Below are 21430 nucleotides of genomic sequence, written 5' to 3'. Positions count from 1 at the left end.
CAAAGCCCTCGGCGCCATGCTGGCGGCGACGGTCGTGGCGGCCGGGGTGGTGGTCGCTGTCAACGCGACCTCCGCCTCGGCGGCGACCGTCGACACCACGGCGTGGTACACCCTCGTCAACCGCAACTCCGGCAAGGCCCTCGACGTCTGCGGCGCGTCCACCGCGGACGGTGCGTGCATCCAGCAGTACAGCCGCTCCGGCGGGCAGAACCAGCAGTGGCAGTTCGTCGACTCCGGTGGCGGCTACTACCGGCTCAAGGCGCGCCACTCGGGCAAGGTCCTCGACGTCTACAACCTCTCCACCGCCGACTCCGCCAAGCTCGTGCAGTGGACCGACGGCAACGGCACGAACCAGCAGTTCCGCCTCGCCGACTCCGACAGCGGCTACGTGCGGCTCATCAACCGCAACTCCAGCAAGGCCGTCGAGGTGCAGGGCGCCTCGACCGCCGACGGGGGAGCGGTCGTGCAGTACAGCGACTGGGGCGGCACCAACCAGCAGTGGCAGCTGGTCCGGGTCGACGGCACGACCCCGACCACGCCGGGCAACACGGGCGGGGGCTGTTCGCTGCCGTCGTCGTACCGGTGGTCGTCGACGGGTGCGCTGGCGAGTCCGGCGAATGGTTGGGTGTCGTTGAAGGACTTCACGAATGTGGTCTACAACGGGAAGCATCTGGTGTATGCCACGACGCATGACACGGGTTCGTCGTGGGGGTCGATGAATTTCGGTTTGTTCACGAACTGGTCGGACATGGGGTCGGCGAGTCAGAACCGGATGAGTTTCAGTGCGGTCGCGCCGACGTTGTTCTACTTCGCGCCGAAGAACGTCTGGGTGCTGACGTATCAGTGGGGTGGGACGGCGTTTTCGTACCGTACGTCGAGTGATCCGTCCAATCCGAATGGCTGGTCGGCGCAGCAGACGCTGTTCACGGGGAGTATTTCGGGTTCTGGGACGGGTCCGATCGATCAGACGATCATCGGTGACGGGTCGAACATGTATCTGTTCTTCGCCGGTGACAACGGCAAGATCTACCGGGCGAGCATGCCGATCGGGAACTTCCCGGGCAGTTTCGGTTCCAGTTACACGCAGGTGATGAGTGACTCGACCAACAACCTGTTCGAGGGGGTCGAGGTCTACAAGGTGCAGGGGCAGAACCAGTACCTGATGCTTGTCGAGGCGATCGGTGGTCAGGGGCGTTACTTCCGGTCGTTCACCGCGACGAGTCTGGGTGGGTCGTGGACGCCGCAGGCGGCCAGTGAGAGCAACCCGTTCGCGGGCAAGGCCAACAGTGGTGCGACCTGGACCAACGACATCAGCCACGGTGACCTGGTGCGCACCAACCCCGATCAGACCAAGACGATCGACCCGTGCAACCTGCAGCTGCTGTATCAGGGCCGGTCCCCGAGCTCCGGCGGCGACTACGGCCTGCTGCCCTACCGCCCGGGCGTGCTGACCCTGCAACGCTGACCGTCCCTCGGCGTAGTTCCGGTGGTCGCAGGCGGATCGGCGTCGCCTGCGGCCACCCGTCGAGGTCTCGCGAACACTTACGTACGACGGATCGAGAGGTACCGCCATGTCCTCCTTGTTTCTGTCCCGCCGCGGTCTGCTGACCGTGGCCGCCGCCTCCACCGTGGCGACCGCCGCCGGGCTGTCGAGGCCCGGCGCCGCCACGGCCACCAGCGGCCCGCAGAGCTACACCGCGGCCTGGTCGTCGGTCGACCAGCACCCGCCCGCGCCGGAGTGGTTCCAGGACGCCAAGTTCGGCATCTACTACCACTGGGGCGCCTTCAGCGTCCCGGCGTACGCCAGCGAGTGGTACCCGCGCAACATGTACAACAACGGCTCGAACGAGAACAACCACCACAAGGCCGTCTACGGCGATCCGTCGGTGTGGCCGTACCACAACTTCATCAACGGGGCCCGCGACAAGGCCGGCAACTTCGTGCAGTTCGCGCCGCGGCTCGTCTCCGCCGGTGGCAACTTCGACCCCGACGCGTGGGCCCAGCTGTTCGCCGACGCCGGCGCGAAGTTCGCCGGCCCGGTCGCCGAGCACCACGACGGCTTCTCCATGTGGAACAGCAGCGTCAACGAGTGGAACTCGGTCGCCAAGGGGCCGCGCCTGGACCTGCTGCGGCTGCACGCCGACGCCATCCGGGCCAAGGGCCTGCGGCTGTACGTCTCGCTGCACCACGCCTACAACTTCACCGGCTACTACCAGTGGGTCCCGCAGCAGTCGGACGCGAGCCTGCGCAAGCTCTACGGTCAGCTGGGCGCGGCCGAGCAGCAGCTGTGGTACGACAAGCTCCGTGAGGTCATCGACGGCTACCAGCCCGACATCATCTTCCAGGACTTCAACCTCGGCCAGGTGAGCGAGGCGCAGCGGCTGAACTTCCTGTCGTACTACTACAACCGCGCGGTCGCGTGGAACCGGGACGTGGCCGCCACCTACAAGGACGGCTTCAACAACCGCGGCGAGGTCTACGACTTCGAGCGCGGCGGCCCGGCCGACATCCAGAGCCCGTACTGGCTCACCGACGACAGCGTCTCGAGCTCGAGCTGGTGCTACACCAACGGCATCGGCTACTACCCGGCCACCGCGCTGCTGCACGCCCTGCTCGACCGGGTCAGCAAGAACGGCACGATGGTGCTCAACATCGCCCCGATGGCCGACGGCACGATCCCGTCCGGGCAGCGCAGCATCCTGCTCGCGATCGGCGATCACCTCAAGCGCTTCGGCGAGTCGGTTTACGCGACCCGGGCCTGGACCGTCTACGGCGAGGGCCCGACGCAGATGGGCGGCGGCTCCTTCCAGACCCCGCGCACCGGCACCGCCCAGGACATCCGGTTCACCCGCAGCAAGGACAACCGGGTGCTGTACGCCACCGTGCTGGGCTGGCCCGGCAGCACCCTGCACATCACGACGCTGAGCTCGAACCGGATCAACCTCGGCTCGCTCAGCGCCGTGGAACTGCTCGGCTCGACGGCCGGCACCGCCATCAACCTGCCGACCCGCGTCCAGGACGGCTCCGGCCTGCACATCACGATGCCCTCGTCGAGCGCTCCGTACAGCGCCGGCGCGTACGTGGTCCGGCTGACGTTCTCGGGCCAGATCCCCGCCCTCGGCAACGGCGGGACCACGACCGGCTGGGTCCGCATCGCCAACGCCACGACCGGCCTGGTGCTCGACAGCGGCGGCAGCGTCGCGTCCGGGTCGGTGCTCAAGCAGTGGAACTACGACGGCAGCACGAACCTGCAGTGGCAGATCGTCGACCTCGGCACCGGCTACGTCCGCATCGTCAACCGCACCAACGGGATGGTCGCCGACAGCTGGGGCAACACCGCCAACGGCGCGAACGCGATGCAGGCGGCGTGGAACGGCGGCAACAACCAGCAGTGGCGGCTCAACAGCGTCGGCAACGGGCGGTACCAGATCATCAACCGCGGCACCGGCACGGCCCTCGACGGCGCCGGCAACGCCACCGTCGGGTCCACCGTCGTGCTGTGGGCGCCGAACGGCAGCACCAACAACCAGTGGACCATCACCGCCGTCTGAAGGGGCGCCACCCGTGCTACGCAACAAACCTCTCGCCGCGCTGGCCGGTGTGCTGCTGGCCGCGGCCGGCGTCGTCGTGGCGGCCGCCGGGCCGGTCGCGGCCGCCACGTCCATCACCGTCAACGGCTCCTCGGGCGGCCGGACGTTCGACGGCGTCGGCGCGGTCAGCGGCGGCGGCGGCAACAGCCGGCTGCTGATCGACTACCCCGAACCGCAGCGCGGCCAGATCCTCGACTACCTGTTCAGCCCGGCCTACGGCGCCGCCCTGCAGATCCTCAAGGTCGAGATCGGCGGCGACACCAACTCGACGAGCGGCTCGGAGCCCAGCCACGCGCACTTCCGCGGCGACCTGAACTGCAACCGCGGCTACGAGTGGTGGATCATGGAGCAGGCCAAGGCCCGCAACCCCGGCATCAAGCTGGCCGGCCTGGCCTGGGGTGCGCCGGGCTGGATCGGCAACGGCAACTTCATGTCCACGGACATGATCGACTACCTGATCTCGTGGCTCGGCTGCGCGCGACAGCACAACCTCACCATCGACTACCTCACCGCGGCCCAGAACGAGAAGCGCACCGACGCCAACTGGACCATCAGCCTGCGCAGCGCGCTCAACGCCAACGGGTACAGCGGCGTGAAGATCATCTTCGGGGACGACTACCCCGGCAGCTGGAACCCGGCCAACGCCGTCGCGAGCAACGCGTCCCTGCGCAACGCCATCGACGTGCTCAGCGGCCACTACCCGTGCGGCTACCTCAGCGCCCAGACCACCTGCACGGTGTCGGCCAACGCCCTCAACTCCGGCGAGACGCTGTGGGACAGCGAAGGCGGCTCGCAGGACTACAACGACGGCGCCAAGCCCCTCGCGCGCGGCATCAACCGCGGCTACATCGACGGGAAGATGACCGCCTACCTCAACTGGGACCTCATCGCCGCGGTCACCCCGAACGTGCCGTGGAGCACCGTCGGGCTGGTGCTGGCCAACCAGCCGTGGTCGGGCTGGTACGCCGTCGGCAAGGACACCTGGGCCCTGGCCCACACCACCCAGTTCACCGCGCCCGGCTGGAAGTACCTCGACTCCTCCAGCGGCTACATCGGCGGCAACCGCGGCAACGGCAGCTACGTCAGCCTGAAGTCGACGAACAACACCGACTACAGCACCATCATCGAGACCATGGACGCGACCGCCGCGCAGACGCTCAACTTCACCGCCACCGGCGGGCTGTCCACCGGCACCGTGCACGTCTGGTCGACCAACCTCAACTCCGGCAACGCCGCGGACCAGTTCCGCCACGCCGCCGACATCACGCCCACCGGGGGCGCGTTCTCCCTGACCGTCCAGCCCGGCTACCTCTACTCCATCACCACCACGACCGGACAGGGCAAGGGCACCGCGACCAGCCCCGCCCAGGGCGCGCTGGCGCTGCCCTACACCGACACCTTCGACGGCTACGCCGCCGGCCGGCTGCCCAGATACCTGCAGGACATGCAGGGCGCGTTCGAGACCGCCGCGTGCGGGGCCGGCCGCTCCGGCCTGTGCCTGCGGCAGTCCTCGCCCCAGGCGCCGATCACCTGGAAGACTCTCGCCGACCCCAGCACCTACGGCGGCAACCTGTCCTGGGCCAACTACACCGTCTCCGCCGACGCGCTGCTGGAGAAGTCCGGCTACGTGCAGCTCGAGGGCCGGGTCGGCGGCCAGAACCTCGACCCGATCGGCAACCAGAACGCCTACTACCTGCGCGTCACCGACGGCGGCGCCTGGTCGATCCTGCGCAACAGCAGCAGCGGCAACCTCACCACCCTTCGCAGCGGTACGGTCGCGGCGCTGGGCCTGAACCGCTGGCACAGTCTGGCGCTCGGCTTCTCGGGCAGCACGATCACCGCGACGATCGACGGCACCACGGTCGGCAGCGTCACCGACGGCGCCTACGGCTCGGGCCAGGTCGGCTTCGGCACCAGCCAGGGCGAGACCGCCCAGTTCGACAACCTCTCCGTCGTGGCCGGCCCCGGCGGCTCCGGCGGCGCCACGGCCCCGCTGCGCAACCTCAACGCCGGCCGCTGCCTCGACGTCCCGTCGCAGGCACAGACCAACGGCACCCGGCTGGCGCTGTGGGACTGCAACGGCGGCGCCAACCAGCAGTGGACGCTCACCGGCGGCAAACAGCTGCAGGTGTACGGCACCAAGTGCCTCGACGCCGAGGGCGCGGCGACGGCCCCCGGCACCAGGGTCGTCATCTGGGACTGCAACGGCCAGTCCAACCAGCAGTGGAACGTCAACGCCGACGGCACCGTCACCGGCGTGCAGTCCGGCCTGTGCCTCGACGCGAGCGGTGCCGGGACGGCCAACAGCACCCCGGTGGTCCTGTGGACCTGCAACAACGGCAGCAACCAGCTGTGGACCCGAAGCTGATCCCTGATCGACGCACGTCTCGCAGGCCGCCCCAGGGGGCGGCCTGCGCCTTGTGACTCCGGTGTATCCCGGTGGCCGGGTCCTCGGCGGCTCGTCGCGTCCGCCGGCGGTTCCTACCCGGCCGCCGGGTCACGCGCGGCGGCGACGGCTCGCGCCCGGCGCCGGGCAGCCGCGACCCTCCTGGTCGTGTCCCGGATCACCAGCTGCGGCGGGAGGGCGCGGTCGAGGTCCTGGCCCACCAGTCCGCCGTGCCCGGTGACGGCGTCAAGCTCCAGCAGCGCCGTGACACAGCGCCGGCCGATCTCGTCGTAGTCCTGCCGGACCGTGGTCAGCGGCGGGTGGAGGTATGCCGCCTCCGGGATGTCGTCGAAGCCCACGACGCTGACGTCGTCGGGCACGCGGATGCCCCGCTCGGCGAAGGCGCGCAGCACGCCGACGGCCATCTGGTCCCCAGCGGCGAAGACCGCCGTCACGTCCGCGCGGCGGGCCAGTTGGAGCCCGGCGGCGTAGCCGGACTCGGCGCTCCAGTCGCCCTCGAGCATCGACGGCGACGGGCGGCGGAACGCGCGATGTGCCGCCCGCCAGCCCGCGATGCGGCTGTGCGTCTCCGGCCAGTCGTCCGCGCCCGACACGTGCCACACCTGCGCGTGCCCGAGCCGCAGCAGGTGCGACACCGCGGCCCGGGCCCCCGCGGCCTGGTCCGTGACGATCGCGGGGACCGTCCCGGACGTGTCGGACTGGATGGCGACGACGGGCACATTCCCGGCGAGCCGCAGCAGCGCGGTCGGCGGGAGCGACGCGGCGGCGATCACCCCGGTGACGGCCTGGCTGCCCAGGGTGGCCAGCGCCGCGGCCACGGTGTGCTGGTCGGCCCGGCGCAGCGACTCGACCCGCAGGCTGTAGCCCGCCGTGCGCGCGGCGCGCTCGATGCCCAGCAGCGCCGAGGAGGCTCCGTGCACGGCCCGGTCGCGGGTGATCACGCCGATCACCCGCGACCGGACGCGCCCGGGCTGACGCCGATCCGTTGGGAGCACCGTCAGCGGTACCCTCGGCGGGGAGTGCACGCAGGCAACGGGGGTCCCTCCAGGGCTCTGCCGGTCGCGGCCGGCCGGTCGGTCTTTCGCGAATACATGCGGAAGTGTTAGCGCTCACTTCGCCGATGTCAACCGACGTCCTCGCCGGCCGTCGTCGCGCGACGGCCGGGCCCGGTGGGGGTGCCGCCGGTGCGGCGCGAGCCGTGGGCTCAGCCGGTCGGCGCGGTGGTGAGGCGGGCCGCGGTCCAGGAGATCGGGGGCAGCCGGAGCGTCGCCGTGTGGCCGTCGACGGTCACGTCCTCGGCGGGCCGCAGCGTGACGCGGTCGGGCCGGTCGCGGGTGTTGGTGGCGCGCACGTCGTCGTCCCACAGCGTCCACGACCCGGCCGGCCGGGCCGGTGCCCCGAAGGCCCGCAGATCGACGGTCAGTTCCACCGGCCGGGCCTGGTCGCGGTTGACCGCGAACAGTGCCAGGGCGCCGGTGGCGGCGTCGTAGGTGGCGACGGCGTCGACGATCGGGGCCTCGCCGTAGCGGGAGGTCTCGTACCCGGGCGCGTCGACGGTCGTGCGCAGGACGACGCCGCGGGCCAGGGCGGCGGTGCGCGCGAACGGGTGGAAGATGCTCTGCCGCCAGGCCGGCCCCCCGGGTTCGGTGCGGATCGGCGCGATGACGTTGACGAGCTGGGCCTGGCAGGCGGCGGTGACCCGGTCGCTGTGCCGCAGCAGCGAGATCAGCAGGTTGCCCACCACGACCGCGTCGGCGACGTTGTATTCGTCCTCGATCACCGGCGCGGCGACCTGCCACTGCGTGGGCGTCGGCCGGGCCTGGAAGCGGGACATGTACCAGACGTTCCACTCGTCGAAGGAGAGCTGCATCTTCTTGCGGCTGCGCAGCCGGGCTCCGACGCTGTCGGCGGTGGCCACGATGCTGTCGACGAAGTGGTCCATGTCGGTGGCGCACGCCAGGAACGAGCCGAGGTCGCCGTCGTGCTCCTCGTAGTAGGCGTGGCAGGAGACGTAGTCGACCAGGTCGTACGCCTCCTCCAGGACCGTGGCCTCCCAGGCGCCGAACGTCGGCATGCCGGAGCCGGAGCTGCCACAGGCCACCAGCTGCAGGCCCGGCTCCGCGGCGCGCAGGGCGCGGGCGGTGGCGGCGGCGAGCCGGCCGTATTCGCGGGCACTCTTGTGCCCGATCTGCCACGGCCCGTCGAGCTCGTTGCCCAGGCACCACATGGAGATGCCGTACGGCTCCTCGGCGCCGTTGGCCCGGCGCAGGTCGGCCAGGCGGGTGCCGGCGGGCTGGTTGCAGTACTCGTGGACGTCCAGAGCCTCCTGCACGCCGCGGGTCCCGAGGTTCACCGCGTACATGATCTCCACGTCGGCCTTGGCCGCCCACCGGGCGAACTCGTCGATGCCGACCTCGTTCGTCTCGATGCCGTGCCAGGCCAGGTCGCGGCGGCGGGGGCGGTGCTCGCGCGGCCCCACACCGTCCTCCCAGCGGTATCCGGAGACGAAGTTCCCGCCGGGGTAGCGCACCGTGGTGACGCCGAGCTCGCGGGTCAGGGCCAGGACGTCGGTGCGGAACCCGTCCTCGTCGGCGAGCGGGTGGCCGGGCTCGTAGATGCCGGTGTAGACGCACCGGCCCATGTGCTCGACGAAGGAGCCGAAGGTGCGGCGGCTGACCGGGGCGACGACGGCGGCGGGGTCGAGGGTGACACGCACTTGCAGCATCGATGTCCTTTGCGGAGTGTCCGGTTCATGATGAGGGTCCCGATGGTCAAGCCGCCACAGCTCCTGGTCACGGCCCGGGACGGCGGACCGGCCGGCCCGTCCGTGACGCGGTGCCCACCGGCGGCGGCGCGCTCGGCCGTCAGGCGGTCCCGAGTCGCTGGCGGCGCTGCTGATTCGCGGTGGCGGCGGGATCGTCGAGCGCGTCGAGGAGGCTGGTGAGCAGCTCTTGCAGGAGCTCCCGCTCGCCGGCGGCGATGGCCAGCGTGCTCGTGCTCGCATCGATCTGCTGGCTGATGCGCTGGTGGAGCCGGCGACCGCGCGGGGTGAGGTGCGCACGGACCCGGCGGCGGTCGATCTCGTCGCCGCGCCGGTAGACGAGATTGTCCTCGACGAGGTGGTCGACCAGCTTGGTGAGCGTGGCGGGCGGCAGGAACGCGTGCTCGGCGATCTCGGTCATGTGGTGGCCCGCACCGTCGGAGAGCAGGCTGATGACGCGCCAGGCGTCGAGGGAGTGCCCCTCCACATCGAGGATCGTGGTGAGGCGACGGCTCAGCAGCCGCTCCGCTCGCGTCAGCAGCTGGGTCAGGTCCTGGGGCCGACCAGCGCGCGCATCGGTCATGACACTCCTCGGGCCGGCGGGGCAAGGCCATGCTACAGAACGGCCGCATCTGCGGGAACGCTCTGGAGATCCTGCACCGCGCGGGGAAGCATGTCGCTATGTCTCGGTCTGGCCGGCTGGTGCCCGGTCCGGTGCCCGGCCCCGTCTCCTCCGGGCCGCCGGTGGCATTTGCGCGCGAGCGCTCCGAGCTGCTGGAGATCGGCGACGAGACGGTGGCGGTGGCCCTGGTCGTGCCGCTGCAGGGCACCGCCGGAATCTTCGGGCCGAGCTGTGAGCTGTGTGCCGAGCTGGCGGTCGAGGAGGTCAACCGGGCCGGGGGCGTGCTGGGGCGGGAACTGCGGTTGGTGCCGGTCGACGGCGGCGCCGCGCCGCAGCGGGTGGCGGCCGAGGTGGATGCGCTCGTGTCGTCGGGGGCCGTGCAGGGGGTCACCGGGTGGCACATCTCCTCGGTGCGCCAGGCGGTGGCGCCCCGGATCGCGAACCGGGTGCCGTACGTGTACACGGCCCTGTACGAGGGCGGCGAGCGCACCGACGGGGTCTTCCTGACCAGCGAGACGCCCGACATCCAGCTGTACCCGGCGATGCGGACACTGGCGCAGGAGCGCAGGCTCCGGCGATGGTTCATCGTCGGCAACGACTACGTGTGGCCCAGGCGCTCCGCGCAGGCCGCCCGGCGCTATGCGGCCCGGTCCGGCGCCCGCATCTGTGGCGAGGCGTACGTGCCGCTCGGCACCCACGACTTCGCCGACGTGCTGCGGCGGGTCGAGCGGGCCGGGGCGGACGCGGTGCTGATGCTGCTCGTCGGCAACGACGCGGTGCGGTTCAACCGTGCGTTCGCCCGGGCCGGGCTCGACCAGCGGTGTGTGCGGCTGAGCACGCTCATGGACGAGAACATGTTGCTGGGCAGCGGCGGGGCGGCGACGCACGGCCTGTTCAGCACCGCGGGGTTCTTCGCATCGCTGGTCACCGCCGAGAACCTGGACTTCCACGCGCAGTACGCGCGCCGGTTCGGGGTCGACGCCCCGCCGCTGGGCAGCCTGGGCGAGTCGTGCTACGAGGGTGTCCTGCTGCTGGCCGCGCTGATCGAACAGGCCCGGTCGCTCGATGTGCGGGCCATCGGCGCCAGCGCCGAGTCGGTGTCTTTCGAGGGGCCGCGCGGATTGTTGCGTATGCGGCGCCGCCACGTTCGCCAGCGCATTTACCTGGCCGAGGCGCGCGGCCTCGTTTTCGATGTGGTCGCCCAATTGCCGGCGGGGCCGCCGGACGCTTGACAGCGCCCGCGATCGGCACCGAAGATGCTTCCTGCGTGAAGCATCTGCCGGAGTTCCGCACGTCTCGGCTCCGTGCTGCCGGATGTCGTCCTGCCCCTGCCGGGACCGCGCGAATCCGTGTGCATGAAAGGCCAGCCGATTGGCTGGCTATTTTTCTTTCCGTGCGGAAGCGGCGTGGAGAAGAACGCGGAAACGGCCAATTAAGGGCCGTGCAATCTCACTGAAATCAATCTCACCGACGCTGAGCGTGCCCATCCGGTAGGGCGCGACACCCGCTCCGCGCGGCCACGAGCCGCGGCGCCGGTGTCCGGCCACGGCACTGTCCCGCGCTGTTTCCCGACCGTGGCTCCGCAGCGTTGCGGGCCCTGTCGCCGACTTCTTCTGATGCTCATCCTCCCGTTGAGGCAAGGAGACTTCATGTCCTGGATTCGCGGACGCCGCGCGGCGGCGTTGGCAGCGATGCTGGCCGCCACCGTGACGCTCGCCGCGTGCGGCAGCAAGACCGGCGAGAGCGCGACCGGCGGTGGCGCGACCGCCGATACGGCGGGCGACACCGTCAAGGTGGGCCTGCTGAACTCGCTGTCGGGCACCATGGCCATCAGCGAGGTCACCGTGCGCGACTCCCTGCGGCTCGCCGTCGAGGAGATCAACGCCACCGGTGGCGTGCTCGGCAAGAAGATCCAGCCGATCAGCGAGGACGGCGCCTCCGACTGGCCCACCTTCGCCGAGAAGGCGGAGAAGCTCATCAAGCAGGACAAGGTCGCCGCCGTCTTCGGCTGCTGGACCTCGGCCAGCCGCAAGGCCGTCAAGCCGGTCTTCGAGAAGAACAAGGCGCTGCTGTTCTATCCGGTGCAGTACGAGGGGCTCGAGCAGTCGCCGTACATCTTCTACACCGGCGCCACCACCAACCAGCAGATCGTGCCCGGCCTGGACTACCTGAAGTCGCAGGGCAAGACCTCGATCTACCTCGTCGGCAGCGACTACGTGTTCCCGCGGACGGCGAACAAGATCATCAAGGCGTACGCGGCCGCCAACGGGATGACCGTGCTCGGCGAGGACTACGCGCCGCTCGGCTCCACCGAGTTCGGCACGATCGTCAACAAGGTCAAGGCGTCCAAGGCCGCCGCGGTCTTCAACACCCTCAACGGCGACAGCAACGTGGCCTTCTTCAAGGAGTACAAGTCGGCCGGTCTGACCGCCGCCTCGATGCCCGTCGTGTCGGTCTCGATCGCCGAGGAGGAGGTCAAGAGCATCGGCACGCAGTACCTCGACGGCCAGCTCACCGCCTGGAACTACTACCAGACGACGCCCGGCGCGGCCAACGAGAAGTTCGTCAAGGCGTACAAGGCCAAGTACGGGGCGGACAAGCCGACGTCCGACCCGATGGAGGCCGCGTACGTCTCGGTCTACCTCTGGAAGGCCATGGTCGAGAAGGCCGGCTCCTTCGACGTGGAGAAGGTCAAGGCCGCCTCCGACGGCGTCGTGCTCGACGCGCCCGAAGGCAAGGTCACCGTCGACGGCGCGACCCAGCACATCTACAAGACGGCGCGGATCGGCAAGGTCGGCGCGGACGGCTTGATCACCGAGGTGTGGAACTCCGGTCAGCCGGTCAAGCCGGACCCGTACCTCAAGGGCTATCCCTGGGCGACCGGCCTGTCCTGACGAGCACCGCGGTCCGGTGGCGCAGGCGGCCCCGTCCTGCGCCACCCGCCCGCGGCGGCCCACCCCGATCCTCGGCGAATGGACATCACCCATGGTCATCGTCAGTCAACTGTTCACCGGCGTCAGCATCGGCGCGGTACTGCTGCTCATCGCCCTCGGCCTGGCGCTCACGTTCGGCCAGATGAACGTCATCAACATGGCGCACGGCGAGTTCATCATGGCCGGCGCCTACACCGTGTACGTGCTGCAGCAGCTCATCACCGATGCCGGCGTCTCGCTCCTCGTCGCACTGCCGGTCGCCTTCCTCGTCGCCGGTGCGATGGGGGTGTTGCTCGAAATGCTGCTCATCCGCCGGCTGTACACGCGTCCACTGGACACACTGCTGGTCACCTGGGGTGTGTCACTGATCCTGCAACAGGCGGCGCGGGACATCTTCGGCGCCCCGAACGTCCAGACCCGGGCCCCCGACCTGCTCACCGGCAACATCAAGATCACCGGCGACCTGGTCCTGGCGAACAACCGGCTGTTCATCCTCGCCCTCGCGCTGGCCGCCGTGGCCGCGCTGACGCTGGTCCTGCGCTTCAGCTCGCTGGGCCGGCGGATCCGGGCGGTGGTGCAGCATCGCGACCTCGCCGCCGTCTCCGGCATCCCGACCGCCCGGGTCGACCGGCTCACGTTCTTCATCGGCTCGGGCCTCGCCGGCGTGGCCGGGGTGGCCCTCACGATGCTCGGCCCCATCGGCCCCACCATGGGCACGAACATCATCATCGACGCGTTTCTCGTCGTGGTGGTGGGCGGGATCGCGCAGATCAAGGGCACCGTCATCGTCGCCTTCGTGCTCGGCGTGCTGCAGTCGACGGTCGAGTACTCCACGACGGTGAGCGTGGCGAAGGTCGGCGTCTTCATCGCCATCGTGGCGTTCCTGCAATGGCGGCCCCAGGGGCTGTTCACCCTACGAACCCGGAGTCTCACATGACCGGTCCGAAGACCTCGCTCCTCGCGCCGGGCCGATGGACGCGGACGGTAGCGGGATTCGCCGTCGGCGCGGTGCTGCTCTTCGCGGTCGCGCCGGTGGCACTGTCGGACTTCCGGCTCAGTCTGCTGGCCAAGTACCTGTGCCTGGCGATGGTCGCGATCGGCATCGGGCTGGCGTGGGGACGCGGCGGCCTGCTCACCCTCGGCCAGGGGGTGTTCTTCGGGCTGGGCGGCTACGCGATGGCCATGCATCTCAAGCTCGCCGACGCCGGACCGGGCAACATGCCGGACTTCATGGAGTTGTACGGCCAGCTCGACGCCCTGCCATGGTGGTGGCGCCCGTTCGCCAGCCCGTACTTCGCCCTGCCCGCGGCCGTGCTCCTGCCGATGGCCGTGGCGTACCTGCTCGGCTCGCTGGTCTTCCGCCGCCGGGTCCGCGGCGCGTACTTCGCGATCCTGTCGCAGGCGCTCGCGGCCGCGCTGGCGATCTTCCTCATCGGGCAACAGGGCACCACCGGCGGTACCAATGGACTCACCGACTTCCAGGGGTTCTTCGGGTACGCCCTGGACGACCCGGTCAACCAGCGGATGGTGTACTTCATCATCGCCGGCGCGCTGCTGCTCCTGCTGGCGCTGGCGAGGCACCTGATGCACAGCCGCTACGGCGAACTGCTCGTCGCGGTCCGCGACGCCGAGGAGCGGGTCCGCTTCCTCGGCTACGACCCCGCCAACGTCAAGCTCGTCGCCTACGTCACGGCCGCGGGCATGGCGGGCCTGGCCGGCGCGCTGTTCGTGCCGGCGGTCGGCATCATCAATCCCGCGCTCATCGGGATCGTGCCGTCGATCGAGTTCGTCATCGGCGTCGCGGTCGGTGGCCGGGCCACGCTGCTCGGCCCCGTGCTCGGCGCGGTGGCCGTGGCGTGGGCGCGGACCTCCCTGTCGGAGCAGTTCCCGGCCGCCTGGACCTATCTGCAGGGGCTGTTGTTCGTGCTCGTCGTCGCCTTCCTGCCCGGTGGCCTGGCGTCACTGGTCCGGCGTGTCCGCGCCCGGCGCCGCGCCTCGCAGACCGTTCCCGCCCAGGAGGTGCCGGCATGACCGACGAGCCGGCCGGACTGCAGATCCGGGATCTGCGGGTGGTCTTCGACGGCTTCGCCGCCGTCGACGGGGTCAGCCTCGACGTGCGCCCCGGCGACCTCCGCTTCCTCATCGGGCCCAACGGGGCCGGCAAGACGACGCTGGTCGACGCCGTCACGGGGCTGGTCAAGGCGACCGGATCGGTGCGCTTCGGCGACCGGGAACTGCTCGGCCGGCCGGTGCACCGCATCGCGCGGCTCGGCGTCGGCCGGACGTTCCAGACGGCGACGGTGTTCGAGGAGCTGACCGTGCTGCAGAACCTCGACATCGCCGCCGGCGCCGGACGCGGCCGGCTCACCATGCTCCGCCGCCGGCGCGGCGTGCCGCCCGAGGTGGCCGAGGCGCTGGAGACGATCGGCCTCACCGCGCGGCGCGACCACCTCGCCGGCACCCTCGCGCACGGGCAGAAGCAGTGGCTGGAGATCGGCATGCTCCTGGTCCAGGACGTGCGGCTGCTGCTGCTCGACGAGCCGGTCGCCGGGATGAGCCAGGACGAGCGCGATGCCACGGGCGAACTGCTCGGCGTCGTCGCCCGGGACCGGACCGTCGTGGTCATCGAGCACGACATGGACTTCCTGCGGCGCTTCGCCCGGACGGTCACCGTCCTGCACGTGGGCCGGGTCCTCTCCGAGGGCACCGTGGCCGAGGTGCAGGCCGATCCACGGGTGCAGGAGGTCTATCTGGGACACGCCCCCGAGGCGGGCGACACGACCTCGGCGACGGCCGGGCGGGAGGCGTGATGCTGCAGTTCGACGACGTCCACGTCGGCTACGGCCGCAGCATGGTGCTGCACGGCGTCTCCGCCGACGTGCCGGTCGACGGGGTGGCCGCGGTCCTGGGCCACAACGGGGCCGGCAAGAGCACACTGCTGCGCGCGGCCATCGGGCTGCTCACTCCCAAGCGCGGGACGATCAGCCTGGACGGGGAGGACATCAGCCGCCTGGCCCCGCACCAGCGGGTCGCCCGGGGTATGGCGTACGTGCCCCAGGGGCAGCAGTGCTTCCCGCATCTGACCACCGCCGAGAACCTCCAGCTGGTCGCCGACGGCCGCGCGGGCGGCCGGGCCGCCATCGACGAGGCGCTGGAGATGTTCCCGGCGCTGCCGCCCCTGCTCGGCCGGCGGGCGGGCCTGCTGTCCGGCGGTCAGCGCCAGCAGCTGGCCATCGCCCGGGCGTTGATCACCAGGCCGAAGGTGCTGCTGCTCGATGAGCCGACCGAAGGCATCCAGCCCACCGTCGTGGCGGAGATCGAGCAGACGATCCTGGCGCTGGCCGGGCGCGGCGGCATGTCCGTGCTCCTCGTCGAGCAGCACATCGGCTTCGCGCTCAACGCGGCCGGGAGATACTACGTTCTGGAGGCCGGCCGGGTCACCTCGTCCGGTCGCGGCGGCGAGCAGGCCCGAGCCGCGGTCCGCTCGGCCCTCTCCGTCTGATCCGGAAGGACGACATGTTCCTGACCCCGCACGAGCAGGAGCGCCTGCTCATCCACGTCGCCGCCGACGTGGCCCGCCGACGGCGCGAGCGCGGCCTGCGGCTCAACCACCCCGAGGCGGTCGCCGTCATCACCGCGTTCCTGCTGGAGGGCGCACGCGACGGCCGCACCGTCGTCGAGCTCATGGAGGCCGGCCGCCACGTGCTGACCCCGGCCGACGTCCTCGACGGGATCCCCGAGATGCTGAAGGAGGTGCAGGTGGAGGCGACGTTCCCGGACGGTACCAAGCTGGTGACGGTGCACCACCCGATCGGTTGATCCCCGGCGAGATCCTCCCGGCCGGTGAGCCGGTGGAGATCAACGCCGGGCGTCCGACGACGACCCTGCTGGTCACCAACACCGCCGACCGCCCCGTGCAGGTCGGCTCGCACTACCACTTCGCCGAGGCCAACCCGGGCCTGGAGTTCGACCGGTCCGCGGCTTGGGGGCAGCGCCTCGCCGTCCCGGCCGGGACCGCGGTGCGCTTCGAGCCCGGCGTGAGCCGGCAGGTCGAGCTGGTGCCGCTGGGCGGCGCGCGGATCGTGCCGGGGCTGCGCGGCGAATGTGGGGGACCCCTGTGAACGCGCCCGCCCGCGGCGCGCACCCGCACGACCGGAAGGCAACGCAGTGACGCTGCTGGACCGGCGGCGCTACGCCGCCCTGTACGGCCCGACGACCGGCGACCGCATCCGGCTCGCCGACACCAACCTGCTCATCGAGGTCGAGTCGGACCACTGCGCCGGCGGCGACGAGGCCGTCTTCGGCGGCGGCAAGGTGATACGCGAGTCGATGGGGCAGTCCCGGGCCACCCGCGCCGAAGGCACCCCCGACACCGTCATCACCGGCGCGGTGATCCTGGACCACTGGGGCATCGTCAAGGCGGACGTCGGCATCCGCGACGGCCGGATCGTGGCGATCGGCAAGGCCGGCAACCCCGACACCATGGACGGCGTCCACCCCGGCCTGGTGATCGGACCCTCCACCGAGATCATCGCCGGCAACGGCAAGATCCTCACCGCCGGGGCCGTCGACACGCACGTGCACTTCATCTGCCCGCAGCTCGTGACCGAGGCACTCGCCGCCGGCGTGACGACGCTGGTCGGCGGGGGAGTCGGCCCGGCGGAGAGCAGCAAGGCCACCACCGTCACCTCCAACGCCTGGCACCTGGCCCGCATGCACGAGGCGCTCGACGTGTGGCCGGTCAACGTCCTGCTGCTGGGCAAGGGCAACACCGTCTCCGAGGACGCGATGTGGGAGCAGCTGCGGGCCGGGGCGGGCGGCTTCAAGCTGCACGAGGACTGGGGTACCACGCCGGCCGCCATCGACGCGTGCCTGCGCGTCGCCGACGCCTCCGGGGTCCAGGTGTCCATCCACACCGACACGCTCAACGAGGCGGGATTCGTCCAGGACACCCTGCGGGCGATCAACGGACGGGCCATCCACGCGTACCACACCGAGGGTGCCGGCGGTGGCCACGCGCCCGACATCATCACGGTCGCCGCACACCCCAACGTGCTGCCGTCGTCGACGAACCCCACCCGGCCGTACACCCACAACACGCTGGCCGAGCACCTGGACATGCTCATGGTGTGCCACCATCTGTCCCCGTCCATCCCGGAGGACCTCGCGTTCGCCGAGAGCCGGATCCGGCCCTCGACGATGGCCGCGGAGGACCTGCTGCACGACCTCGGGGCCATCTCGATCATCGGCTCGGACTCGCAGGCGATGGGGCGCATCGGCGAGGTGGTCATGCGGACCTGGCAGACGGCCCACGTCATGAAGGACCGGGTCGGCGCGCTGCCGGGCGACGGGGCGGCCGACAACCACCGCGCCCGCCGCTACGTGGCCAAATACACCATCTGCGCGGCGATGGCCAACGGGCTGGAGGCCGAGGTCGGCTCGGTGGAGGCCGGCAAGCTCGCCGACCTGGTGCTCTGGGACCCCGCCTTCTTCGGCGTCCGGCCGCAGCTGGTGATCAAGGGCGGCCTGATCGCCTGGGCGCAGATGGGCGACGCCAACGCCTCCATTCCCACCCCGCAACCGATGCTGCCGCGGCCGATGTTCGGTGCCTACGGCGTCGCCGCGCCGGCGACCAGCGTCGCGTTCGTCGCCCCGGCGGCGCTGGAGGCGGGGCTGGAACTGGACGTCAAACGCCGGCTCGTGCCGGTCGCGAACGTGCGCTCCCGCGGCAAGGCCGACCTTCCGCACAACAACGCCATGCCGCGCATCGAGGTCGAGCCCGACACCTTCAACGTCCGCATCGACGGGGCGGTGGTCGACCCGGACCCGGTCACCGAACTGCCCATGACGCAGCGGTACTTCCTGTTCTGACGATGGACGCCACGACCACGACCCTGCTGCTGCTCGCCGACGGCCGGTTCCCGTCCGGCGGCCACGCGCACTCCAACGGCCTCGAGGCCGCGGTGGCCGCCGGGCGGGTCACCGGCGCCGGCGAACTGGAGGCGTTCCTGCGGGGCCGCCTGGCCACCGCCGGCCCGGTGGCGGCGGCCTTCGCCGCGGCCGCCCGGCTCGCGGCAGCCGCGGCGGACGGCGACCTGGCCGGGCTCGACGCCGAACTGGACGCCCGCACCCCCTCGCCCGCGCAGCGGCTGGCCTCCCGCCGGCAGGGCCGGGCGCTCTTGCGGGCCGGCCGGCTGACCTGGCCCGCGCCGCTGTTCGACCGGGCACCGCGGCACCCCGACGGGTGCCATCACCCGATCGCGCTCGGGCTCACCGCGGCGGCGGCGAACCTGACCGCCGAGCAGGCCGCGACGATCGCGACCTACGGCATCATCACCGGTGCCGCCAGCGCCGCCGTGCGCCTGCTCGGCCTCGACCCGTACCAGGCGCAGGCGCTCCTGGCCCGGCTGGCCGCCGCCTGTGACGCGGTGGCCGTCCAAGCGGCCACCGATGCCCGCGAACAGAACCCTGCCGACCTGCCGGCCACCACCGGGCCGCTGGCCGACATCCACGCCGAAACTCACGCCACCTGGGAGGTGCGTCTCTTTGCGTCCTGACATCGTGCACGACGAGACCGTTCCGCACAGCCACCCGCACCCCGACGTCGATCCGCACGCCCCGCTCGCCCCGGCCGGGCGAGCGCTGCGCATCGGCATCGGCGGTCCCGTCGGATCGGGCAAGACCGCCCTGGTCGCCGCGCTGTGCCGGGCCCTCGGCGGGGAGCTGAGCCTCGGCGTGGTGACCAACGACATCTACACCACCGAGGATGCCGACTTCCTGAAACGCAACGCGGTCCTGCCGCCCGAGCGCATCCGCGCGGTGGAGACCGGCTGCTGCCCGCACACCGCCATCCGCGACGACATCTCCGCCAACCTCGACGCCGTCGAGGAACTGGAGACGATGCTCGGGCCGTTGGACCTGGTCCTGGTGGAGAGCGGCGGCGACAACCTCACCGCCACGTTCAGCAAGGGGCTCATCGACCGTCAGATCTTCGTCGTCGACGTGGCCGGCGGCGACAAGGTTCCGCGCAAGGGCGGCCCCGGGGTCACCGCCGCCGATCTGCTGGTCATCAACAAGACCGACCTGGCCCCCATGGTCGGGGCCGACCTGGCGGTGATGGACCGCGACGCCCGGGCCCGCCGCGGCGACCTGCCCACGATCTTCCTGTCGATCGCCGCCGACCAGCACGCGACGACGGTCGCGGACTGGGTGCGCCACCTCGTCGCGCACCATCGCGACGAGCACCCCAGCCACGAGCACCACGCGCCGACCGGCGCGGGCTGATGCGGGCACACGCCAGGGTCGTCGCCGAGGCCGACGGCCGCGGCGGCACCCGGCTGGCCCGGCTGCGCGGCGAGACGCCCCTGCTGCTGCGCCGCACCGACCTCGCCGCAGGCGTGGCCACCGTGCACCTCGTCGGCGGGGCGGCCGGCCCCCTCGGCGGCGACGACCTGTGTCTGGACATCGACGTCGGGCCCGGTGCCACACTGTTCCTGCGGACCGTCGCGGCGGCGCTCGCCCTGCCCTCGCGGGCCGGCACCCGCTCGCGCCTCGCCATCCGCGCGAGCATCGCCGCCGGCGGGACACTGCACTGGCTGCCCGAGCAGACCATCGCCGGGACGGGCTGCCGGCACACCACCACAGCGAGCGTCGACGTCGCCGAGGGCGCGGCCGTGCTCTGGCGCGACGAGCTCGTCTGCGGGCGGCACGGCGAGCAGCCCGGCGACGTCACCACCATCACCTCCGTGACCTACGGCGGCCGGCCGCTGCTGCGCCAGCGGCTCGACGTCGGTCCGGGTGCCGATGGCTGGGCGGGCCCGGCCGTGCTCGGCGGCGCCAAGGCGACCGGATCGCTGCTGCGGGTCGACCCGGACGCGGCGCCGGAAGCCCCGCTCGTGCTCGGCCCCACCGCCGTCCGCATGCCCCTGGCCGGACCGGCGTGGCTGACCACCGCCACGGCGCCGGACGCCCACACGCTGCGCCGATACCTCACTGAGGCCACCCGCCACCCGGTGATGTCCACTGTGGACTGACTGGCGTGTGGTCCGGCTCCCCGCGTGAGGGGATCGGCCCGGGTTCAGGCGGTGCCTCGCGTGCGGTGGCGCCGCAGCCATGGTTGGCACAGGACGATCGCGCCGCCGATGAGGCCGCCGATCACCGTCTCGACCCCCCGGTCGAAGAGGAGCGGCCCGGCCGGGCGGGCCACCGTCAGCTGCCCCATCAGCAGCGCCAACGGGGTGATGAACAGCAGCGCCAGCCCGTAGTGCCGCCCGACCAGCAGCTCCGTGACGATCTGCAGCGCCGCCACGACCAGCACGGTCGCGAACGGCGGGAGGTGCAGCGCGAGCAGCGCCGCGCTGGGCAGCAGCCCGAGCAGCGTGCCGAGGATCCGGTGCGCGGCGCGGACCAGCTGGGCGGTGCGGCCGGGGGCGCTGAGCGGAGCGGCCGCCGCCACCATCGCCCAGTACGGGTGGCCGATCCCGATCCCGGTCGCCAGGCCGCCCGCCAGCACGACGGCGAGGGCGTAGCGCACCGGTTCCCACGTCCACACGTGCACCAGCCGGGCCGGCCGGCTCCGCTGCCGCCGGACGAGGCTGCCCACGTTCCCGACCACCAGCGCGAACAGGCTGCTGCCCCCGGCCACGGCGGCGGCGAGCGCAGCGTCCGACACGTGGTGCGGGGCCGAGGCGACCGCACCGAACGCGAAGACCAGGAAGAGCGGCCCCGGTGGATGCCAGTCCTGCGCGGCGGCGAGCACGGCGCCCAGCGCCGCGACGAGGGCGGCGACCGGCACCGAGACCCACGCCCGCGACTCCAGCGAGCCGACGAGCACGCCGAGGACGACCGACACCGTCAGCGCCGCCGCGGCGCTCGCCTGCATCGCGGCGCGGGACAGGTGCACGTGGTTGCGCCCGTACAGCGAGGCGAACGCCCCGAAGGCGGCGTATGCCGTCCAGTTCGGGTGGCCCAGCGCCAGCACGGTGAGCACGGGGACCAGGACGCTGACACCGGCCCGCAGCGCGACCCGGTGGGTGCCGCGCATCGGGCGGATGTGGAGCAGGTCCGTGAGCATGGCCCGCACCCGCTCACCCACCCTGTTCACTCGACTTCTCCGCA

General features: G+C 71.6%; 19 protein-coding genes. 15 read left to right on the top strand and 4 right to left on the bottom strand.

Annotated features, from left to right (window positions below):
• Nucleotides 1-16: 16 nt before the first annotated feature.
• The 3 genes from ACQP2P_RS27580 to ACQP2P_RS27570 all read left to right on the top strand — a co-directional run bounded on the left by ACQP2P_RS27580 (nt 17) and on the right by ACQP2P_RS27570 (nt 5958).
• Nucleotides 17-1465, top strand: coding sequence for a non-reducing end alpha-L-arabinofuranosidase family hydrolase (locus ACQP2P_RS27580; RefSeq protein WP_433619292.1), 1449 nt, complete (start codon nt 17-19; stop codon nt 1463-1465).
• Nucleotides 1466-1571: 106 nt separating this feature from the next.
• Nucleotides 1572-3551: an alpha-L-fucosidase gene (locus ACQP2P_RS27575; RefSeq protein WP_433605524.1), complete on the top strand. Its 1980-nt coding sequence runs from the start codon at nt 1572-1574 to the stop codon at nt 3549-3551.
• 13 nt (nt 3552-3564) lie between these two features.
• Nucleotides 3565-5958 carry a ricin-type beta-trefoil lectin domain protein gene (locus tag ACQP2P_RS27570; protein WP_433605522.1) on the top strand — a complete coding sequence of 798 codons (2394 nt, stop codon included), beginning with the start codon at nt 3565-3567 and terminating at the stop codon, nt 5956-5958.
• 113 nt (nt 5959-6071) lie between these two features.
• On the opposite strand, the gene ACQP2P_RS27565 is transcribed toward ACQP2P_RS27570, so the two are convergent.
• The 3 genes from ACQP2P_RS27565 to ACQP2P_RS27555 form a co-directional block, all read right to left on the bottom strand.
• Nucleotides 6072-6938 (bottom strand): substrate-binding domain-containing protein, encoded by an 867-nt coding sequence (locus ACQP2P_RS27565; RefSeq protein ID WP_433605520.1) that lies wholly within the window; start codon nt 6936-6938, stop codon nt 6072-6074.
• A gap of 263 nt (nt 6939-7201) precedes the next feature.
• Nucleotides 7202-8722 carry an alpha-N-arabinofuranosidase gene (locus tag ACQP2P_RS27560; RefSeq protein ID WP_433605518.1) on the bottom strand — a complete coding sequence of 507 codons (1521 nt, stop codon included), beginning with the start codon at nt 8720-8722 and terminating at the stop codon, nt 7202-7204.
• A gap of 139 nt (nt 8723-8861) precedes the next feature.
• On the bottom strand, nt 8862-9341 hold the full coding sequence (locus ACQP2P_RS27555; RefSeq protein ID WP_433605516.1) for a MarR family winged helix-turn-helix transcriptional regulator: 480 nt from the start codon (nt 9339-9341) through the stop codon (nt 8862-8864).
• Nucleotides 9342-9439: 98 nt separating this feature from the next.
• On the opposite strand from ACQP2P_RS27555, the gene ACQP2P_RS27550 reads away from it, so the two are divergent.
• The 12 genes from ACQP2P_RS27550 (at nt 9440) to ACQP2P_RS27495 (ending at nt 20346) form a co-directional block, all read left to right on the top strand.
• Nucleotides 9440-10612, top strand: coding sequence for a substrate-binding domain-containing protein (locus ACQP2P_RS27550; protein WP_433605514.1), 1173 nt, complete (start codon nt 9440-9442; stop codon nt 10610-10612).
• Between the two features lie 417 nt (nt 10613-11029).
• Nucleotides 11030-12274 (top strand): urea ABC transporter substrate-binding protein, encoded by a 1245-nt coding sequence (urtA, locus tag ACQP2P_RS27545; RefSeq protein ID WP_433605512.1) that lies wholly within the window; start codon nt 11030-11032, stop codon nt 12272-12274.
• A gap of 91 nt (nt 12275-12365) precedes the next feature.
• Nucleotides 12366-13250, top strand: a complete 885-nt coding sequence (urtB, locus tag ACQP2P_RS27540; protein WP_433605510.1) for an urea ABC transporter permease subunit UrtB — start codon at nt 12366-12368, stop codon at nt 13248-13250.
• Nucleotides 13247-14344: an urea ABC transporter permease subunit UrtC gene (gene urtC, locus ACQP2P_RS27535; RefSeq protein WP_433605508.1), complete on the top strand. Its 1098-nt coding sequence runs from the start codon at nt 13247-13249 to the stop codon at nt 14342-14344. Before urtB ends, urtC begins: the two co-directional genes overlap by 4 nt.
• Nucleotides 14341-15123, top strand: coding sequence for an urea ABC transporter ATP-binding protein UrtD (gene urtD, locus ACQP2P_RS27530; protein ID WP_433605506.1), 783 nt, complete (start codon nt 14341-14343; stop codon nt 15121-15123). Before urtC ends, urtD begins: the two co-directional genes overlap by 4 nt.
• Nucleotides 15123-15815 (top strand): urea ABC transporter ATP-binding subunit UrtE, encoded by a 693-nt coding sequence (gene urtE / locus ACQP2P_RS27525; protein WP_433605504.1) that lies wholly within the window; start codon nt 15123-15125, stop codon nt 15813-15815. The genes urtD and urtE overlap by 1 nt, the downstream gene beginning before the upstream one ends.
• A gap of 14 nt (nt 15816-15829) precedes the next feature.
• A complete protein-coding gene (locus tag ACQP2P_RS27520; RefSeq protein WP_433088668.1) occupies nt 15830-16132 on the top strand; it encodes an urease subunit gamma in 303 nt (100 codons plus the stop codon).
• A complete protein-coding gene (locus ACQP2P_RS27515; protein WP_433605502.1) occupies nt 16129-16434 on the top strand; it encodes an urease subunit beta in 306 nt (101 codons plus the stop codon). The genes ACQP2P_RS27520 and ACQP2P_RS27515 overlap by 4 nt, the downstream gene beginning before the upstream one ends.
• 46 nt (nt 16435-16480) lie before the next feature.
• Complete coding sequence (locus ACQP2P_RS27510; protein ID WP_433605500.1) at nt 16481-18184, top strand: urease subunit alpha; 1704 nt, start codon at nt 16481-16483, stop codon at nt 18182-18184.
• A 2-nt stretch (nt 18185-18186) separates the two neighbouring features.
• Complete coding sequence (locus ACQP2P_RS27505; protein WP_433605498.1) at nt 18187-18870, top strand: urease accessory protein UreF; 684 nt, start codon at nt 18187-18189, stop codon at nt 18868-18870.
• Nucleotides 18860-19597, top strand: a complete 738-nt coding sequence (ureG, locus tag ACQP2P_RS27500; protein WP_433605496.1) for an urease accessory protein UreG — start codon at nt 18860-18862, stop codon at nt 19595-19597. The genes ACQP2P_RS27505 and ureG overlap by 11 nt, the downstream gene beginning before the upstream one ends.
• Complete coding sequence (locus ACQP2P_RS27495) at nt 19597-20346, top strand: urease accessory protein UreD (RefSeq protein WP_433605494.1); 750 nt, start codon at nt 19597-19599, stop codon at nt 20344-20346. The genes ureG and ACQP2P_RS27495 overlap by 1 nt, the downstream gene beginning before the upstream one ends.
• 44 nt (nt 20347-20390) lie before the next feature.
• Here ACQP2P_RS27495 and ACQP2P_RS27490 read toward each other — a convergent pair whose 3' ends face one another.
• Nucleotides 20391-21416: an FUSC family protein gene (locus ACQP2P_RS27490; RefSeq protein WP_433605492.1), complete on the bottom strand. Its 1026-nt coding sequence runs from the start codon at nt 21414-21416 to the stop codon at nt 20391-20393.
• Nucleotides 21417-21430 lie beyond the last annotated feature (14 nt).

Origin of the sequence: Dactylosporangium sp. CA-139114, from assembly GCF_050955725.1 — a bacterium.
In the GTDB taxonomy this organism is placed as follows: Bacteria; Actinomycetota; Actinomycetes; order Mycobacteriales; family Micromonosporaceae; genus Dactylosporangium.
Note: the sequence above shows the minus strand (reverse complement) of the source record. Positions and strands in the feature narration are given on the sequence as shown.

Excerpts from the sequence above, each read along its gene's own strand:
- ACQP2P_RS27580 (WP_433619292.1), top strand. The coding sequence starts at position 17 with ATGCTGGCGGCGACGGTCGTGGCGGCCGGGGTGGTGGTCGCTGTCAAC.
- ACQP2P_RS27575 (WP_433605524.1), top strand. The coding sequence starts at position 1,572 with ATGTCCTCCTTGTTTCTGTCCCGCCGCGGTCTGCTGACCGTGGCCGCC.
- ACQP2P_RS27560 (WP_433605518.1), bottom strand. The coding sequence starts at position 8,722 with ATGCTGCAAGTGCGTGTCACCCTCGACCCCGCCGCCGTCGTCGCCCCG.
- ACQP2P_RS27555 (WP_433605516.1), bottom strand. The coding sequence starts at position 9,341 with ATGACCGATGCGCGCGCTGGTCGGCCCCAGGACCTGACCCAGCTGCTG.
- ACQP2P_RS27550 (WP_433605514.1), top strand. The coding sequence starts at position 9,440 with ATGTCTCGGTCTGGCCGGCTGGTGCCCGGTCCGGTGCCCGGCCCCGTC.
- urtA (WP_433605512.1), top strand. The coding sequence starts at position 11,030 with ATGTCCTGGATTCGCGGACGCCGCGCGGCGGCGTTGGCAGCGATGCTG.
- urtB (WP_433605510.1), top strand. The coding sequence starts at position 12,366 with ATGGTCATCGTCAGTCAACTGTTCACCGGCGTCAGCATCGGCGCGGTA.
- urtC (WP_433605508.1), top strand. The coding sequence starts at position 13,247 with ATGACCGGTCCGAAGACCTCGCTCCTCGCGCCGGGCCGATGGACGCGG.
- urtD (WP_433605506.1), top strand. The coding sequence starts at position 14,341 with ATGACCGACGAGCCGGCCGGACTGCAGATCCGGGATCTGCGGGTGGTC.
- urtE (WP_433605504.1), top strand. The coding sequence starts at position 15,123 with ATGCTGCAGTTCGACGACGTCCACGTCGGCTACGGCCGCAGCATGGTG.
- ACQP2P_RS27520 (WP_433088668.1), top strand. The coding sequence starts at position 15,830 with ATGTTCCTGACCCCGCACGAGCAGGAGCGCCTGCTCATCCACGTCGCC.
- ACQP2P_RS27505 (WP_433605498.1), top strand. The coding sequence starts at position 18,187 with ATGGACGCCACGACCACGACCCTGCTGCTGCTCGCCGACGGCCGGTTC.
- ACQP2P_RS27495 (WP_433605494.1), top strand. The coding sequence starts at position 19,597 with ATGCGGGCACACGCCAGGGTCGTCGCCGAGGCCGACGGCCGCGGCGGC.